At 72.6% G+C, this 14662-nt stretch carries 16 protein-coding genes; 3 read left to right on the top strand and 13 right to left on the bottom strand.

Annotated features, from left to right (window positions below; all coding sequences use genetic code 11):
* The 10 genes from WC969_06230 to WC969_06185 form a co-directional block, all read right to left on the bottom strand.
* Positions 1-1140, bottom strand: a complete 1140-nt coding sequence (locus tag WC969_06230) for a lysophospholipid acyltransferase family protein (protein ID MFA6029429.1) — start codon at positions 1138-1140, stop codon at positions 1-3.
* Positions 1130-1540 (bottom strand): secondary thiamine-phosphate synthase enzyme YjbQ, encoded by a 411-nt coding sequence (locus WC969_06225; GenBank protein MFA6029428.1) that lies wholly within the window; start codon positions 1538-1540, stop codon positions 1130-1132. The genes WC969_06230 and WC969_06225 overlap by 11 nt, the downstream gene beginning before the upstream one ends.
* 10 nt (positions 1541-1550) lie before the next feature.
* Entirely contained in the window at positions 1551-2129 is a 579-nt protein-coding gene (locus tag WC969_06220; protein ID MFA6029427.1) for a GNAT family N-acetyltransferase, read from the bottom strand.
* 3 nt (positions 2130-2132) lie between these two features.
* Positions 2133-3407: a PD-(D/E)XK nuclease family protein gene (locus WC969_06215; protein MFA6029426.1), complete on the bottom strand. Its 1275-nt coding sequence runs from the start codon at positions 3405-3407 to the stop codon at positions 2133-2135.
* A 58-nt stretch (positions 3408-3465) separates the two neighbouring features.
* Positions 3466-4230: a hypothetical protein gene (locus tag WC969_06210; GenBank protein ID MFA6029425.1), complete on the bottom strand. Its 765-nt coding sequence runs from the start codon at positions 4228-4230 to the stop codon at positions 3466-3468.
* A gap of 137 nt (positions 4231-4367) precedes the next feature.
* Complete coding sequence (gene radC / locus WC969_06205; protein ID MFA6029424.1) at positions 4368-5054, bottom strand: DNA repair protein RadC; 687 nt, start codon at positions 5052-5054, stop codon at positions 4368-4370.
* Positions 5051-5422: a hypothetical protein gene (locus WC969_06200; protein MFA6029423.1), complete on the bottom strand. Its 372-nt coding sequence runs from the start codon at positions 5420-5422 to the stop codon at positions 5051-5053. Before WC969_06200 ends, radC begins: the two co-directional genes overlap by 4 nt.
* On the bottom strand, positions 5419-6480 hold the full coding sequence (locus WC969_06195) for a sigma-E factor regulatory protein RseB domain-containing protein (GenBank protein ID MFA6029422.1): 1062 nt from the start codon (positions 6478-6480) through the stop codon (positions 5419-5421). The genes WC969_06200 and WC969_06195 overlap by 4 nt, the downstream gene beginning before the upstream one ends.
* Positions 6473-6940, bottom strand: coding sequence for a zf-HC2 domain-containing protein (locus tag WC969_06190; GenBank protein ID MFA6029421.1), 468 nt, complete (start codon positions 6938-6940; stop codon positions 6473-6475). The genes WC969_06195 and WC969_06190 overlap by 8 nt, the downstream gene beginning before the upstream one ends.
* Positions 6937-7488, bottom strand: a complete 552-nt coding sequence (locus WC969_06185; protein ID MFA6029420.1) for an RNA polymerase sigma factor — start codon at positions 7486-7488, stop codon at positions 6937-6939. The genes WC969_06190 and WC969_06185 overlap by 4 nt, the downstream gene beginning before the upstream one ends.
* A 112-nt stretch (positions 7489-7600) precedes the next feature.
* Between WC969_06185 and WC969_06180 the strand changes: the two genes are divergently transcribed.
* From WC969_06180 to WC969_06170, 3 genes are all read left to right on the top strand, one after another.
* Entirely contained in the window at positions 7601-8383 is a 783-nt protein-coding gene (locus WC969_06180; GenBank protein ID MFA6029419.1) for a prolipoprotein diacylglyceryl transferase family protein, read from the top strand.
* Positions 8380-9198, top strand: a complete 819-nt coding sequence (locus tag WC969_06175; GenBank protein ID MFA6029418.1) for a hypothetical protein — start codon at positions 8380-8382, stop codon at positions 9196-9198. Before WC969_06180 ends, WC969_06175 begins: the two co-directional genes overlap by 4 nt.
* A 115-nt stretch (positions 9199-9313) precedes the next feature.
* The gene (locus WC969_06170) at positions 9314-9607 is read left to right on the top strand and encodes a hypothetical protein (protein ID MFA6029417.1); all 294 of its coding nucleotides are present in this window, start codon (positions 9314-9316) and stop codon (positions 9605-9607) included.
* A gap of 22 nt (positions 9608-9629) precedes the next feature.
* On the opposite strand, the gene WC969_06165 is transcribed toward WC969_06170, so the two are convergent.
* The 3 genes from WC969_06165 to WC969_06155 are packed head-to-tail and all read right to left on the bottom strand — an operon-like array spanning position 9630 to position 14657.
* Positions 9630-10535 carry a hypothetical protein gene (locus WC969_06165; protein MFA6029416.1) on the bottom strand — a complete coding sequence of 302 codons (906 nt, stop codon included), beginning with the start codon at positions 10533-10535 and terminating at the stop codon, positions 9630-9632.
* A gap of 34 nt (positions 10536-10569) precedes the next feature.
* Positions 10570-13278, bottom strand: a complete 2709-nt coding sequence (gene lnt / locus WC969_06160) for an apolipoprotein N-acyltransferase (protein ID MFA6029415.1) — start codon at positions 13276-13278, stop codon at positions 10570-10572.
* Positions 13275-14657 carry a methyltransferase domain-containing protein gene (locus WC969_06155; GenBank protein MFA6029414.1) on the bottom strand — a complete coding sequence of 461 codons (1383 nt, stop codon included), beginning with the start codon at positions 14655-14657 and terminating at the stop codon, positions 13275-13277. The genes lnt and WC969_06155 overlap by 4 nt, the downstream gene beginning before the upstream one ends.
* Between the last annotated feature and the right edge of the window lie 5 nt (positions 14658-14662).

Genomic DNA, 14662 nt, shown 5'->3' with positions numbered 1-14662 from the left:
TCACCTCAGGAGCATGTAAAGCCAGAGACTGTAGCCGATGGCGAGCATCGGCGTGCGCAGGCGCCGGTAAAGGGAGAAGCGCAGGATCTGGAGCCAGAGGATGAGCAGCGCCGCCGCGGCCCCGGCCGCGGCCCAGGCGTGGGCGCGAAGGCCCTCCTGCCAGAGCAGGCCGCCGAGCAGGACCCAGGGGAGGGTCTGACGCAGGACCTTCGCCCAGGCGCCGCGCGCCTCGAGCGCGAGCTCGGCGACGAGCGCGAGTCCGTAGGCCGAGAGCCAGGACGCCACGGAGGCGGCGCGCTCGGCGCGCAGCGCGGGCGGCAGCTCGAAGAAGCCGAGGGCCAGGAAGAAGAAGGGGAGCCCCTCGACGAAGAGGTGGGGGGGCTGGGGCGGCCCCTCGAGGAGCCGGCGCAGGCGCCGCTCCTTGCGCAGGTAGGGCAGGAGGCTTCGATGGATCGTGTCGATGATGCGCTCGATGAGCGCGTGCTCGAGGGTCTTATCGCGCCGCCAGAGCGTGCGGCTCTCGGGGGGGACGCGCAGAGGAGGATGGAAGACGACCTCGATGCGGCCGGGCTTGGGCAGCCAGTCGCCGCGGCGCCAGACGCGCAGGCCGCCGGTGATCGTGGCGGGGACGATGGGCGCGCCGGTGATGAGGGCCAGGCGCGCGACGCCGGACTTGAAGGGGTTCATGGGCGCCAGACTCTTCGTGCGCCCGCCCTCGGGGAAGATGCCGAAGGCCTCGCCGCCGCGCAGGACGCGGACCGCCGCCTCGAAGGAGGCGCGGCCGGGCTTGCGGATGTCGACGGGGATGACGCCGTAGGCGCGCATGAGCGCCCCGAGCAGCGGCACGCGGTAGTGCTTCTCCCACGCCATGAAGCGCACGGAACGGCGGAGCCCGACCATGAGGAACGCCGCGTCGAGGTAGGTGGGATGGTTGGAGGCGATGATGACCGGCCCCTCGGCGGGGACGTTCTCGGCGCCCTTGACCCGGATGTCGTGGTAGGCGGTGAAGAGCCAGCGCGCCGCGAAGCGCAGCGGCGCGTGGAAGGCCGGGGCGCTTCCGTCGCCGCAAGCGCGGAGGTCTGTTCGAAGGGTTCCGCCGACAGCCGGGAATCCCGCGAGGGGTTCCCGCTTACTCGCCAAGGACCTTGACGACCACGCGCTTGCGGCGCCGGCCGTCGAACTCCGCGTAGAAGACCTGCTCCCAGGGGCCGAGGTCGAGCTTGCCGGCGGTGACGGGGATGAGAGTCTGGTGGTTGAGGAGCGTGCGCTTGAGGTGGGCGTCGCCGTTGTCCTCGCCCGTGCGGTGGTGCTCGTAGTCGGCGTGAGGGGCGAGCTTGTCGAGCCACTCCATGAGGTCCATCTTCAGGCCCGGCTCCTCGTCGTTGACCCACACGCCGGCCGTGATGTGCATGGCGCTCACGAGGCAGAAGCCCTCGCGTACGCCGCTCTTCGCGACGATGCCGGCGATGGTGTCCGTGATGTTCACGAGCTCGCGCCGCGTCTTCGTCTCGAACCAGAGGTACTCGGTCTGGGACTTCATCGCGTCCCTCTCAGGAAAGGACCTTCTCCATGCGCAGCACCGCGCGCCCGTCGACTTCCTCGCGCCCGGTCTGCGCGAAGCCATGGCGCTCGTAGAGCGCCTTGCCGAGGCGGAACGCGCCGCCGTCCTCGTTGGCCTCGAGCGGGGTGGCCTCGACGGCCTTCGCGCCGGCCTTGCGCGCCTCTACGACGACGAGGCGGACGATCTCGGGCGCGTAGCCCAGTCCCCGGTAGGCGAAGGCGATCGCCATGCAGCCCACGGCCCAGATGGAGTCCTCGCAGGGGCCCAGGCGGCTGCCGGGGCGCTCCTTCATCGCGGGGAACGCGGTCTTGGGGCCCGCGCCCGTCCAGCCCACGACGGCCCCGTCGTTCTCGCGCAGCACGAGGTAGCCCACGTGGCCGCCCTCCTGGACGCGCCGGCGGACGTCCTCGAAACTCTCCGCCTTGCGCTCGCGATAGCGGGCGTCCCATTCGGTGAAGGGGACGAGCCAGTGCGAGCAGAAGCAGCCGCCGAACTCGCGGCCGGAGAGCAGGCGTTCGAACTCCCCGAGGTGACGGCGGTCGAGACGCACGAGCTTCAATTCATCCATGGGTCACTCCGTTTCTGCGATCTTCTTGAGACGCAGGGTATGGTGCTCGACCTTCTTCGCGAGCTTGCGCAGCCGCTCCTGCAGGTCGAGCGGGAGCGCAGGGTCGTTCATGAGCTTCTGGACGAGCGGGGCGGAGGGGGCGATGATGCGGTCCCAGAAGCCGGCGCGCTGGATCGCGTCGCGGATCTTCTGCTTGTCCTTGTCCTGGATCTCCCACTTCTCCTCGCTGTGCATCGCGACCTCGTAGCCGACCCCGAAGGCGCGGACGTAGCCGTGGCTCTTGAGCTGGGCGACGATGTCCTTCTTGAGGGCCTCGGACTCCTCTTCGAGGGCCGCCATCCGATCGTGGAGCTGGCCGTAGCGGTCGACGAGCTTCTCGATCTGCCGGTCGCTCTTGAGCACGGGCGCCTCGTCGGCGGCCGGGACGGGCTTCGCGTAGGCCTGCCGCCACGCGGGGCAGAAGGGCTTGAAGTCGCACCAGGAGCACTTGCGCTCCTCGGGCTTGGGCTCGAACTCGGCGGGAAGGACGTCCGACGCCTCGTCGAGCTTCTGGAGGCCGCGGCGCACGAGACCGCCGACGCCGACGACGCGCTCGCGCACGGCGCGGACCAGCGCCTCGCCGCGGCGGTCGACGGTGAAGGGGGTCTGGGAGGGGAGGTGGTAGAGCGTGAGGCCCGCGACCTTCATCCCCAGCTTCTCCTCGCAGACCATCTGATAGAGGGAGAGCTGCGGATCCTCGCGCACGCGGTCGAGGTCGAAGGCCTTGCCGGTCTTGTAGTCGACGATCTCGAGGCGTCCATCCTCGGTCTTGTCGATGCGGTCCACGTAGCCGAGCAGGGGGACCGGGGTCAGGAACTCGGGCTCCAGGGAGATTTCCTGCGGCCGCCCGCCGATCGGGAGGACGAAGGTCTTCTGCCCCGGGATCTCGACCTGGGTCTCGAACTTGTACTCGACGAAGAAGGGGACGCGGAAGCCCGGCACGTTCTTCGCGTAGTACGCCTCGAGGATGCTCCGCCCCTCGGCGCGGTACTTGGCCTCCTGGTCGGGGCTCGTGTAGCCCTCGGTGAGCCAGTTCTTGCGGTAGTACTCGAGCAGGTCCGCGAGGGAGGGGGGCGGCGGGGTGGGCACGCCGTAGAGGAACTCGAGGGCCGAGTGGAGGGTCTTGCCGAAGGAGAAGAAGTGGCGCGGCTTCTCGGGAAGCTTGTCGACGTACTTGAGCTTCCATCTCTGCGGACAGTCCAGATAGGTCGTCACCGCGGAGTGCGAGAGGGGTCGCATCGCCGGGATTATACAGTTTTGCGCGCGCGTACGGGGACGCGGCGACGGAAGCGGCCGCTCAGCGCGGCGCGGAGGGCCGGGCGGCGGGCTCCCAGAAGGAGAGCTCCGTGTTGGGGTTCTCGCCCTCGGAGGTGCCGATCGTGGTCTTCGCACGGCCGACGCCGGGACAGAAGTACTCGTAGACCCAGGCCGGCTCCCCGACGGGACGCGCACGGACCTTGATGCAGTCCTTGAAGGCGCCGGCCTTCACGCGCACGAGAACGCCGTCGGCTTCGATCGTGTACTCGAGCTTGCGGCCGGAGGAGGCGCCGCTCCAGCTCCGCCCGGCGCGGAAGGGATAGCGCAGGATGGGCCGCCGCTCGCGGCCCTCGGTCTCCCAGAGCGCCCAGTCGGCCTTGTCGTAGGAGCGGTCGTAGCCGCGGAAGCGCTGCTTGCCGGCGAAGTAGGCGCCGCTCACGCGCGACCCCTCGGTGGAAACCGAGACTTCGAGGCGCATGTTCGCGCCGCCGCTGGCGCTGTCGACGTAGGTCCAACGCGAGCCGGGGCGCAGCGGGAAGAGGTCGGGACACTCGAGCAGAGCGGCGCGCGCCTCGGCGGGCCAGTCGTTCTTCGCGTCCGGGAAGGGACCCAGACGCGCGGCGCGCTCGAAGAGGGGGACCGCGCGGTCGCAGCGGCCGAAGACGCCGGCGTAGATCGCGCCTGCGCGCTCGAGGGCCTCGGCCTGCCGCTCTCCGGAGAGGCGCTCCGCGCAGCGCTCGTAGACCTTCAGCGCGCGCGAATAGTCTCCGGCCTTCTCGAGGTGGCGCGCCTGCCGAAGGTCCAACTTCCCACAACCGCAAAGACCGAACAGAGAGATCAGCAGGATCCAGAACGCAGAACACCCCTCTCCTCTCGCCCGCCACGCGGGAGAGGGGAGAGGGGACGGGGGAGAGAGGTGAGGGGGGGGAGCCCGGAAGACCTTCATGCCGGGCTCCCCCCGAGGAGACCCTGCTCCCGGAAGCTCAGCCAGCCGCCCGCGGTGACCAGGACGTGATCGAGGAGAGGGATGCCGAGGATGCGCCCGGCGGAAGAGAGGCGCCGCGTCGTCTCCCGGTCCTCATGGGAGGGCCGCAGGTCGCCGGAAGGGTGGTTGTGCGCGACGATGACCCCGGCCGCCGAGCGCTCCACGGCCGGCACGAAGACCTCGCGCGGATGCACGAGACTCGCCGTGAGCGTGCCGATGGAGACGGTCTCCTGGTAGAGGAGGCCGTTGCAGGCGTCGAGATAGAGTCCCACGAAATGCTCCTTGCGCTGCGCGCGCAGCGGCTCCAGGCGCTCCCACACCCGCGCCGGGGAATCCACGCGGGGGAGCGCGCGCTCCTCCGGGGTCCGCCAGCGCCGGGCCAGCTCGAAGGAGGCGGCGAGCGCGGCCGCCCTCCCTGTGCCGAGGCCCTCGAGCTCCGCGAGCCGCTCGTAGCCCAGTCGTCCGAGCGCGCCGTCCGGATGCGCGGCCAGCAGGTCCCGAGCGAGGTCCAGGACGCCGCGGCCGGCGTTGCCCGTGCGCAGGGCCAGGGCCAGAAGCTCGTCGTCGCCGAGGGCCGCCGCGCCCCGCGCCGCCAGGCGCTCGCGGGGCCGCTCGCAGGGATGCAGGTCCGCGATGCGGGTCATCGCGAGGCGCCTCCCGCCTTCCGACTCTTCTTCGCCTTCCCCGCGCCGCCGGGCGCGAGCAGCTCGCGCAGCTTCGTGCGGAGCGCTTTGAGCCCCGCTTTCGCCTCGTCGAGCCGCGCGCGTGCCGCCTCGACCGCCGCGGGGTCGCGCGCGCCCTCCGCCTTGCGCAGAGCATAGCGCGCGCGGCGCACCTCGAGCAAGGTCTCCCGGATCTCGGCCTTCACCTTCGCGATCCGCGGATCCGATGCGGAGTCGAGAGCGGATGGCCGAGCGGCGGCGGGGACGGTCGACGCGGAGACCCCGACGAAGCTCTCGGCGCGGCTCATGACCGGGACAAGAAGGAGGATGAGCGCGAGCGCGGCCTTCATGGGACCTCCTCGATCGACTCGGCGACCCGGCGCAGGGCCTCGGCCGAGCCCGGGCCGATGAGCACGAAGCGGAAGCGCGCCCCCTTCCAGTCGAGGATCTTCCCGTCCCCGGTCGCCGCCATGCGCCCGGGGGAGACCCCTACGCGCACGCTCTTCGGACGGCCGAGCTTCCCCCAGCCGAGGCGCAGGCGCGCCGTGCGCGGGTATTGGAAGAGAGAGAGCAGGCCGACCCCGTCGGTGAAGCGGGCATGGAGGATCGAAGCTCCCTTGTAGGGGAGGACGTTCACGCTCTCCAGGACGAAACCTTCCGGCAGACGCCGCGGAAGCATGAGCGGCATCCCGGCCTGAGCCTCAGCCTCCTCGAGGTCGAGGAAATCGCCGCGCCAGCGGCGTTCGCGCGCGCGCACCCCCCGGGGGGGGACGAAGGAGAAGGCCGCCGGGGCGATGGCGCTGGAGAAGACGACCGCGCGGAACTCGGAGACGAGCGGCGGCTCGCCGTCCGCGCCGTAGGCCTCGCGCTTGAGCACGAGACCCTCGCGCGCGTCCACCCACAGGCGCAGGGAGAGCTTCCCGTCGGCGCGGCGGAAGAGCTCGAGGACGCGCGCTTCGCGTCCGGCGACGCGCTCTCCGTCCCCTTCCCGGAGCTCGTGGCTGCGCAGCAGGAGCTCGAGCTCCTCGTCGGGGTCGAGGAGCTTGACGTCAGGGTCGGCGGGCTCGCCCTTGAGCGCGAGCCCGCGCGCGGCGTCGTAGACCCACTCCACCCGGCCGTCGGAGACGATGAGCAGGCGCACGCGGCCGTCCGGGTAGAGCGCCTCGCGCCGCCGCAGGTCCGGAGGGGAGAAGAGGGCCTTCACCGTCCGACGCTCCACGACGCCTCCGGCGCGGTTCTCGACGACGAGCTCGCCGTCCCAGGCCCGCCGCGGCGGTGCGAGGGTCGCGCGCAGAAGCGTCTCGGCGGCGGCCTCGGGCTTCGCCGCGGCCGCGGCGCGCGGCCCGGCGAGCGCCGCCGTCGGAGCGGCGGCGAGGAGCGCGGAAAGAAGGACGCGGGTCCTAATCATCGGCCGCCTCGTCGTCGTCCGCGGAGAGCGGAGCGGCCTCGCGCGCGGCGAGGGGGAGGGTGCGGGCGTAATCCTCATGCGCGCAGAGCAGCAGCTCCACGGGGAGCTCGGGCGCCCCGAGAGGCTCGTCGACGCGGGTGAACCATACGCCGAGCGCGAGCGCCGCCGCCGCGAAGGCGAAGCCGGCCGCGGGCCGCAGGAGGCTCTCGCGCAGCGCGCGGAGGGCCTCGCCCCAGCCGCGGCGGCGCGCTCCCGGCTCGAGGAGCGCGCGGGCGAGCGCGGGAGAGAGGGAGGGCGAGGGGAACGCGGAGGCCACGGCGCCCTTCAGCGCGCGCAGCTCGGCGAGCCGGGCGCGGCAGTCCGCGCAGGCGGGGAGGTGCTTCTCGACGGTCTCGCGCTCGGAGGAGACGCACTCCCCGTCCGCGTACGCCGAGAGGACTTCACGCTCGATGCAGTTCATGCCGTCACTCCCTCCTCCGAGAGCAGCTCGCGGCGCAGGGCTTCGCGGGCGCGGCTGAGCCGCGAGCGCACCGTGCCCACCGGGACGTCCACGACCCGCGAGATCTCCTCATAGCTGCACCCTTCCATGTCGCAGAGCGTGAGCACCGTTCGGTGGTCGTACTCCAGCCGCTCGAGCGCCGCTCGCACCCGGGCGGAGACCTCCTCGCGCTCGAGGACCTCGAGCAGCGGCGGCTCCCCGTCCCCGAGGGCCCGCGTCCGGCCCTCCTCCTCCCCGTCCCGCGGTCCCTCGTCGAGCGGGACGGTGTGCCGCCGCTCGTAGCGCCGGCGGCCGTCGAGAAAAACGTTGCGCAGGATGACCGTGAACCAGGCCTCGAGCGGCTGGGAGGGGTCGTAGCACTCCCAGGTGCGGAACAGACGGAAGAAGGCGTCCTGCACGACCTCCTTCGCCTCCTCCGCGTCGCCCGCGAGCCGGTAGGCGAAGCGGAACGCCCTCTCGCCGTGGCTCCGGACGAACTGCTCGTAGCGCTCGCACCCAGCCTGATCCACTCGCCCTCCGCCCCCCGGTTACGGGCGAGGGGGCGAAAAAGTTCCATCCACGGGGGGATTGTCGCATGTTTTGAGGCGTCGGGAGAGGCGCCTTGTTGTAGAATAGGCCCGCATGCGACCGATCCTCCTCGCCTTCGGCGGCTGGCAGGTCCTCTCCGCCCCCGTCTTCGCGGGCTTGAGCGGCCTGCTCGCCTACTTCTACTGCGCGCGCAACCGCCCCGCGGCCCTCTCCGAGGAGGATTTCTGGGGGCTCATCCTCCGCCTGGCGCTGGGCACGATGCTCGGCGCGGCGCTCGCCTACCTCTTCCTCTATGGCGGGGGCCTCGAGCACAACCTCCGCTTCATGACCCGCCGCCGGGCCTTCCCGGGCGGGGCCTTCTACGGCAGCTTCTGGGGCGCCTTCGCGCTCGCCGGGCTCTACTGCCTGCGCCGACGCGTCGACTTCCGCGGCGTCGCCGACATGTTCGGGACCGCCGCCCCGCTCGGGCTCGCGCTGATGCGCCTGGGCTGCACCCTCAACGGCTGCTGCCACGGCCGACCGACGGACCTGCCCTGGGCCCTCGTCTTCCACGACCCGCGCTGCGCGGTGCCCGACCGCCTGCTCGGCGTCCCGCTGCACCCGAGCCAGCTCTACGAGGCGGCGGGCGCGCTGGGGATATTCCTCTTCCTGCACCTGCGCCTGACGCCGGCGCTCCGTCGCGGAACCCTCTTCCCGGGCGCCCTCTTCTGCGCGAGCGCCGCGCTCTACGCGGTCCTGCGCTTCGTGCTCGACTTCACGCGCGGGGGGGAGGGAGGGATCCTCGACGCATCCGGCCTGACCACCTCGCAGTGGTCCTCGCTGGCGACGCTCGCGGCCGCCGCGCTCCTCGCGCGCCGCTGGAAGTCCGCACGGTGAAGCTCACGCGCGAGCGGGCCCTCGCAGCCGCCTTCGCCGCGCTCATCCTCCTCATCGCCCTCTGGCGCCACGACCTCGTCGCCGAGGCCGCCCGCGTGACGCTCGTCCAGCTTGGAAAGGGCGGAGCCGCGCGGACCAAAGTCCTCGCCGAGATCGCCCTGCTCGCAGGGATCTTCGCCCTCGTGCTGCGCGCGCTCGCCGCGGACTTCGAGCCGCGGCGCGACCTCCCGGCCGCGCTGGCCGCCACGCTGGCCGGCTATCTGGCCGAGACCTGGGGGACGCGCGGCGGGCTCTGGGTCTACTACACGCGCGAGACCCCGCCGCTCTGGATCGTGCCCGCCTGGACGGCGGGGACGCTGGTGATCGACCGGCTCGCGCGGGCCGCGCGCGGGCGCCTGGGAAGGTTCCTCTCCGAGGAGGCCCAGCACCGCGGCTACCGCATCCTCTCGGGACTCTTCCTCCTCGTCTTCGGGATCTTCGTCTTCTCGGTCTCGGCCGACCCCGCCGACGCGCTGTTGCTCGCCCTGCTGGCCTGGGCGCTCCTGGCGCGGAGCTCCGCGGAGGACTTCTGGACGCTCGCGACCGGTCTCGTCCTGGTGTTCTTCGCCGACCTCTGGGGGACGACCAACGGCTGCTGGAGCTACTACACCCAGCGCTCCTCCCCCGACGGCCTGGCCACCGGGATCCTCTTCGGGATGTTCTTCGACGCCGCCGTCGTGACCCTCTGCCTGAAGGGCGTGCGCCTGCCGTCCATGACGGGACTCCCGAGCGTCCCCGCCGGAGCCCTCCCCGAAGGGGGGGCCCAGAAAAAATAGGACTTTAGTCCCTTGTGGAAGGGGGTCCTAAGTCCTTACCCTATGCATGAGCGAGACGTTTTCGGCTATAATCGGGTATCGGCGCGGCAAGTAGCCGCCCACGAGAGAGGATGATATGAACGCGAGAATCCTGAAGATCAAGATCGCCGTGGCCGCCCTCACCCTGGCGACCCTCGGAGCGCTGGCCGTCTCGCGCACCGGCGCGCAGGACACGCCGACGGCGAGCAAGGCGACCGCCGCCACCGCGTCGAACAGCGCGACGTCGCAGAACAGCTACGACAGCGGCTATCAGGCCGGCTACAAGCAGGCCCAGAACAACTTCTCGTCCGAGAAGCAGCAGCTGCAGAACGAAGCCGACAACGCCAGCAAGTCGAGCGGGTGCTGCGGCGGCAGCGGCAGCAGCAACTAGGCGCTCGAGCCGGAAGCGCCGCTCAACGACGCCCCGTCCCTCCGCGAGGAGGGGCGGGGCTCGTCTGCGTTTGGGGAGGAGCTCCACCGGGGACGATGGCGCCCGTGAGCTTCGTCAGGGGGCTGATGTCGAGGCCGGGCGGGATGCCCTGCTTCATGAGGGCCGTCATGTTCGGCATGATCTGCTGGGTGACCTCCGAGAGGGCGCTGCCGACCGCCTTATCCGAGCTCAGGAAGCGCGTGAACTCGTCGTTGATGGCCTTCGGCGGAGGGCTCTTCATGGCCTCCATGCTCATGCCGACCGCGACCTTCCACACGTCCGGACGCAGGGCATATTTGACCACGGTCTGACGCACCTCGGGCATCCCCGCGACGCTGCGCGCCCACTTGTAGGGATCCCGGTCCTTCTGATACTGGGCGCAGGCGTCCATGTAGCGGCCGAGCTTGCCGAACGCCGCGTCCACCTCGCGCACGACGGCGGACTTTTTGAAGTATCTGGCGGCGAGGGGGCCGAGGACGCGGTTCTGGTAGTCGCGCAGGGCTGCGTCGTTCTTCTTCAGGAAATCCTGCTCGCGCTGCGAGGTCGTCTGCGGGCCCTTCGCCCCGCCCTTGGCCGTGAAGAGCGGATCGGACTCGGGCACGAAGCCGGAGAGTCCCGGTCCGCCGGGAGCGGCGGGGGCGGCGTCTTTCGGCGAAGGCATCGGTGCGGAGAAAGGGCCGCCGGTCGGGACCTTCGGCTGGGAGTCCTTCGGGACTTCGGAGAGGTTGAAGGCGTTGAAGCTGTCGCCCTGTCCTTCGGGCCCGGGCCGGCTGACGAGCCACACGCCGACGCCGAGCGTCCCGACGAGCGGGAGCAGCATCAGCCACATGAGGAAGCTGCTCTGCCGGCGCTCCTCCGGCGGCGGCTCGCGCGTCGGATCCTCGTTCATCGCAGTTGAAGTTTACCAGCGCCGTCCATCGGTGTCAATGCTCCGGGCGGCGCGGAGCCAGAACGGCCAGGACGAAGAGGAGCACGACCAGGACGGCCGGCCGCCGGCCGAACGCGCCGGCGGCGCGGGCGTACCACGTCGCCCCGCTCGAACGCGCGACCTCCCGCCCGAGCGCGCCGGCCTCCTCCGGAGAGAACCCGACCAGGACCCGCCCGACGGGATCCACGACGGCGCTGCAGCCGTCGTCGAGCGCACGCACGAGGAAGCGCCGGTTCTCCACCGCGCGCAGGACGGACTGCCGCAGATGCAGGCGCGCCGCCGCGGGGACGAACCACGCGTCGCTGCCGACGCTGGCGAAGAGCTCGGCCCCGGCCGCGGCGAGCTCCCGCGCCGCCGGCGGGGAGAGGTCCTCGTAGCAGATGAGCGTGCCTACGCGGACTCCGGCGCGCGTGCGCAGCAGCCCGGGCCGCCCGACCGACATGCGCTCGGTGCGGGGGCTCAGGCGCGCCATCAGGGCGTCGAGACCCGGGACCGGGAGATACTCTCCGAAGGGGACGAGCCGGGACTTCTCGGAGACGCCGAGCACGCTCCCGGAAGGTCCGAGGAGGAACGCGGCGACGCCGCGGCTCCCTGCGCGGCGCGCCTCGCTGCTGAGCAGAAGGTCGGCGCCCCGCGGCAGGAGGCTCATCAGCGCGGCCGCCTCCGGGCCGTCGAGCCTCGCGCCCGAAGGGTCCGCCGGCGACGCGTAGGAGACGACGCCCGGGTAGGAATACTCCGGCCAGACGACGAGGTCGGCGCCGCCGCGTCCGCGCAGCCCCGCGGTCGAGTCCCGATAGGCCTCGAATCGCTCGGGGGAGCGGCGCCCGTCGCGCAGCCGCCACCCGCCCGGGAACGCGCCCTGGACGGCGACGACCCGCAAGCCCTCGCCGCGCGCGAGCGCGGCAAAGACGCGCGCGTCGATGCGCGCCATCCGGGCGCGGCCCGACGCCTCGAGCGCGGCGGCGAGCGTCAGCGCGACGCAAAGGGCCGCGGCGGCGGCTCGCCGTTCGCGCCGGCCGAAGGCCTCGAGCCCCGACAGGACGAGCCCGTTGACGAGGAGCACGGCCGCGCAGAGGCCCCCGAGGCCGACGAACTCCAGCGCCTGCGCGAACGGGAGGTGCGAGGCCGCGCTCGCGCCCACGGAATAAGGGAAGAGGGTCGGGAAGAGCGCCTCCGCGCAGGCCCAGAGCGCCGCAGCGGCGGGGACGAAGAGGGCCGCGCGCGCGCGAAGCCGGAGCGGCTGGGACGCGAGCAGTGCGCAGACGAGGGCGGGCAGGAGGCCGTGATAGAGGGCGCAGGGGAGCAGAAGGAGCGCGGCTTCGAACGCGCCCATCGAGAGGAAGCGCCGGAGCGTCTCGACGAACCAGAGCAGCCCGAACCCCCACATGGAGAGCCCGTAGAGCCAGCCGAGGAGGAACGCCCGCCGCGGCGGACCCTCGCGCGCGAAGGCGAGCAGCGGGACGTAGCAGAAGAAGCCCAGAACGCCGAGGGCGGGGAAGAGATAGGACGCCGCGGCGGCGGCGCCCCCGAGGACGGCACGGAGCTCCGGGGAGACGAAGGGAGGCCCCTCGAGCACGCAGACGTCGGCGGGACCCAGTACGCGATAGCGGCGCGTCCCCCAGCGGACCTCGACGCGCAGCGCGGAGGACGCGAGCCCCGCCGCCTGGAGCAGGATGAGGGGGACCGCCGCCGCCGCGGACAGGAGCGCGAGCGCGGCCCGAGCGGCGGAGCCCTTCCCGACCGGTGCGGCCAGGAACAGCGCCGCGACCGCGTCGGAGGCGCAGAGCAGCGACAGCAGGCCCCAGGAGACCGGGGCGCCGAGCGCCCAGGCGAGCAGCCAGAGCTTCGCGAAGACGAGCGCGAGCCCCATTCCCCAGACGCCCGGACGATAGACGCGGAAGGTGAAGAACCAGCGCGAGGTCAGCGCGAAGACCCCCGCGAGCGACGACGGCGAGCCGCCCTCGGGCATGGCCTCGCCGACGAAGCGGACACGCGCGCCCCTGCGCGCGAGAAGGACGCTCAGAGACAGGTCGTCGGAGAAGCTGCGCTCCCAGAGCTCCGCGACGCCCCAGGACTCGAAGTCCGCGCGCCGCAGCGCGAGCGACTGCCCGCAGACGCTCCCCGAGAGCGCGAGGTACGGGAGCCCGAAGCCCTGCCACGCCGCGTGGAGCCAGGAGGCCGGGGCCGCGGCGCGCGGCACGGGGAGCGCGGCGCTCGTGGCCGCGGCGACCGACGCGTCGGCGAGCGGGGCCGTCAGCGCGCGCAACCAGCCGCGCGGGACCCGCTGGTCGGCGTCCGCGAAGACGAGGAGCTCGCAGGAGCCCGCCGAGCGCACCGCGAACGCGAGGTCGGCGCACTTGCCGCTGCAGCGCGTCGGGAAGACCTCGGAGGCGAGGAGCCGCGCCCGCGGCTCCCCCGCGAGGAGGCGCTCGAGCGCCGCGTGGGACGGGTCGGAGGCCGACGGGGTCACGAAGAGGAACTCCACGCGACCGGGATAGTCCTGCGCGAGGTAGGAGCGCACGGCTCCCTCGAGGTCCGCGACCGGTCCGGCGCAGGGGACGATGACGGCCGCCGACGGCGGCGCCCCCGCACCCGGCGCGGCGCGTGTGCGCAGCCGCCGCAGGAAGAGCCCGAGCGCCGTGAGCTGAGCCGCGGCGAGCGCGAGCGCGGCCGCGAGCGTCTGCGGGGAGCCGAACGCGCTCACGGACGGACCTCCCCGTCCGAGGAGCAAAACGGCGCCAGCCGCGAGGCCTCGAAGAAGGTACGGCGCAACGCGCTCAGGGAGATGAGGTTGGCCCAGCGGACGGGGACCTCGACGAGCATCCTCCACGCGAAAGCGTAGACGCCGCAGCGCATGAGAAGCGCGCTCGCGCGGAAGGCGGGAGGGAGGGCGGCCGCCCCGGGACTCTTCTCGAAGACGACCGGCGCCCAGAAGAGCGGCTCCCCGCCCGCGAGGCGCAGCTCCGGGGGGAACACGCGCTCGGGACGCCCGAAGTAGACGCGGTTGGAGCGCAGGTGCGTGCCCGCCTCCGGAGTGAGGATGCCGAAGGGCGCGTGGACGAAGAGCCGGCCGCCGGGCCTCAACAGCGCGCTCAAGCGCGCGGCGAGCGCCGGAGGGTCGGGGACGTGCTCGAGGACGTCGAGACAGACGACGGCGTCGTAGGCGCCCGTCTCTGCGGGCTCGCGCTCCAGCACGCGGACCGCGCGGCCCTCGGCCGCGAAGAGCCTCCGGGCGAAGGCGCGGCACGCCGGCGCAGGCTCCCAGTGCTCCACCGCGTGCCCGAGCGCGCTCAGGCATGCGGCGTCGGCTCCCAGACCGTCGCCGAAGCAGAGGACCCGCAGCGGCTTCGGGCCCGCGGTCCCGAGGGCCGCCATGATCCGCGCCCGCATCCCGAGCTTGAAGCGGCAGCGGTTCCAAAGCACGAGCTCATAAAGGAAGTCTCCGGTCTCCGCGCAATAGCGCTCGAGCTCCGCGCTCCGCTCGTGCGGCCGGACGCCGAGCCGCGCGAGGGCTTCGCGCACGCGCGAGCCCGGCCAGAGCTCCTCGTCGCGCAGGCCGCGGAGGACGTCGCTCGGAGCCGCGCCCGTCAGCTCGGAGAGCCACGCCGCGCAGGTCCCGTTGTCGGCGAGCGGCGCGGGGAGGACGCTCGGCAGAGGCCCTCCGCGAGGGAGGAGCAGGCTCCGGCCGTCGTCGTGGAAGGCCGACCCGCCGGAGAGCGCGGCAGCCAGGAGCCTCAGAGGATGCAGGAGCGGCGCCGCGAGGCAGCGCCCGGGTCGACGGAGCCCGGCGGCCGCGAAGGCGAGGACGACGTCGCTGCCCGCCGTCCACGCCAGCAGCCCCCAGGAGACCGGAGGGCGCAGCGCCCAGTATGCGACGTAGGTGCGCAGCAGGGAGTCGAGGAGGACGAAGGCCCACAGCGCCGAGGAGGCCCGGCGGAGCGTGAAGAGTTCCTCCTCGCAGGCCGCCAGCGCGCCGTGGGGAGAGGCGCTGGGGGCGAAGCGCGGCCGGGCGAACGCCAGCAGCCCTGCCCGGAGGGCGGAGGCCGCGAGGACGAGCTGAAGGAGGTCCGCTTCCCGGATCATGCGCG

The organism is Elusimicrobiota bacterium (genome assembly GCA_041660925.1).
Taxonomy (GTDB): domain Bacteria; phylum Elusimicrobiota; class Elusimicrobia; order UBA1565; family UBA1565; genus JBAZUV01.
Note: the sequence above shows the minus strand (reverse complement) of the source record. Positions and strands in the feature narration are given on the sequence as shown.

Coding starts and splice junctions, on each gene's coding strand:
- WC969_06220 (MFA6029427.1), bottom strand. CDS start 2,129: ATGGATGAATTGAAGCTCGTGCGTCTCGACCGCCGTCACCTCGGGGAG.
- WC969_06200 (MFA6029423.1), bottom strand. CDS start 5,422: ATGAAGGCCGCGCTCGCGCTCATCCTCCTTCTTGTCCCGGTCATGAGC.
- WC969_06165 (MFA6029416.1), bottom strand. CDS start 10,535: ATGAACGAGGATCCGACGCGCGAGCCGCCGCCGGAGGAGCGCCGGCAG.
- WC969_06180 (MFA6029419.1), top strand. CDS start 7,601: ATGCGACCGATCCTCCTCGCCTTCGGCGGCTGGCAGGTCCTCTCCGCC.
- WC969_06215 (MFA6029426.1), bottom strand. CDS start 3,407: ATGCGACCCCTCTCGCACTCCGCGGTGACGACCTATCTGGACTGTCCG.
- WC969_06190 (MFA6029421.1), bottom strand. CDS start 6,940: ATGAACTGCATCGAGCGTGAAGTCCTCTCGGCGTACGCGGACGGGGAG.
- radC (MFA6029424.1), bottom strand. CDS start 5,054: ATGACCCGCATCGCGGACCTGCATCCCTGCGAGCGGCCCCGCGAGCGC.
- WC969_06225 (MFA6029428.1), bottom strand. CDS start 1,540: ATGAAGTCCCAGACCGAGTACCTCTGGTTCGAGACGAAGACGCGGCGC.
- WC969_06170 (MFA6029417.1), top strand. CDS start 9,314: ATGAACGCGAGAATCCTGAAGATCAAGATCGCCGTGGCCGCCCTCACC.
- WC969_06195 (MFA6029422.1), bottom strand. CDS start 6,480: ATGATTAGGACCCGCGTCCTTCTTTCCGCGCTCCTCGCCGCCGCTCCG.
- WC969_06155 (MFA6029414.1), bottom strand. CDS start 14,657: ATGATCCGGGAAGCGGACCTCCTTCAGCTCGTCCTCGCGGCCTCCGCC.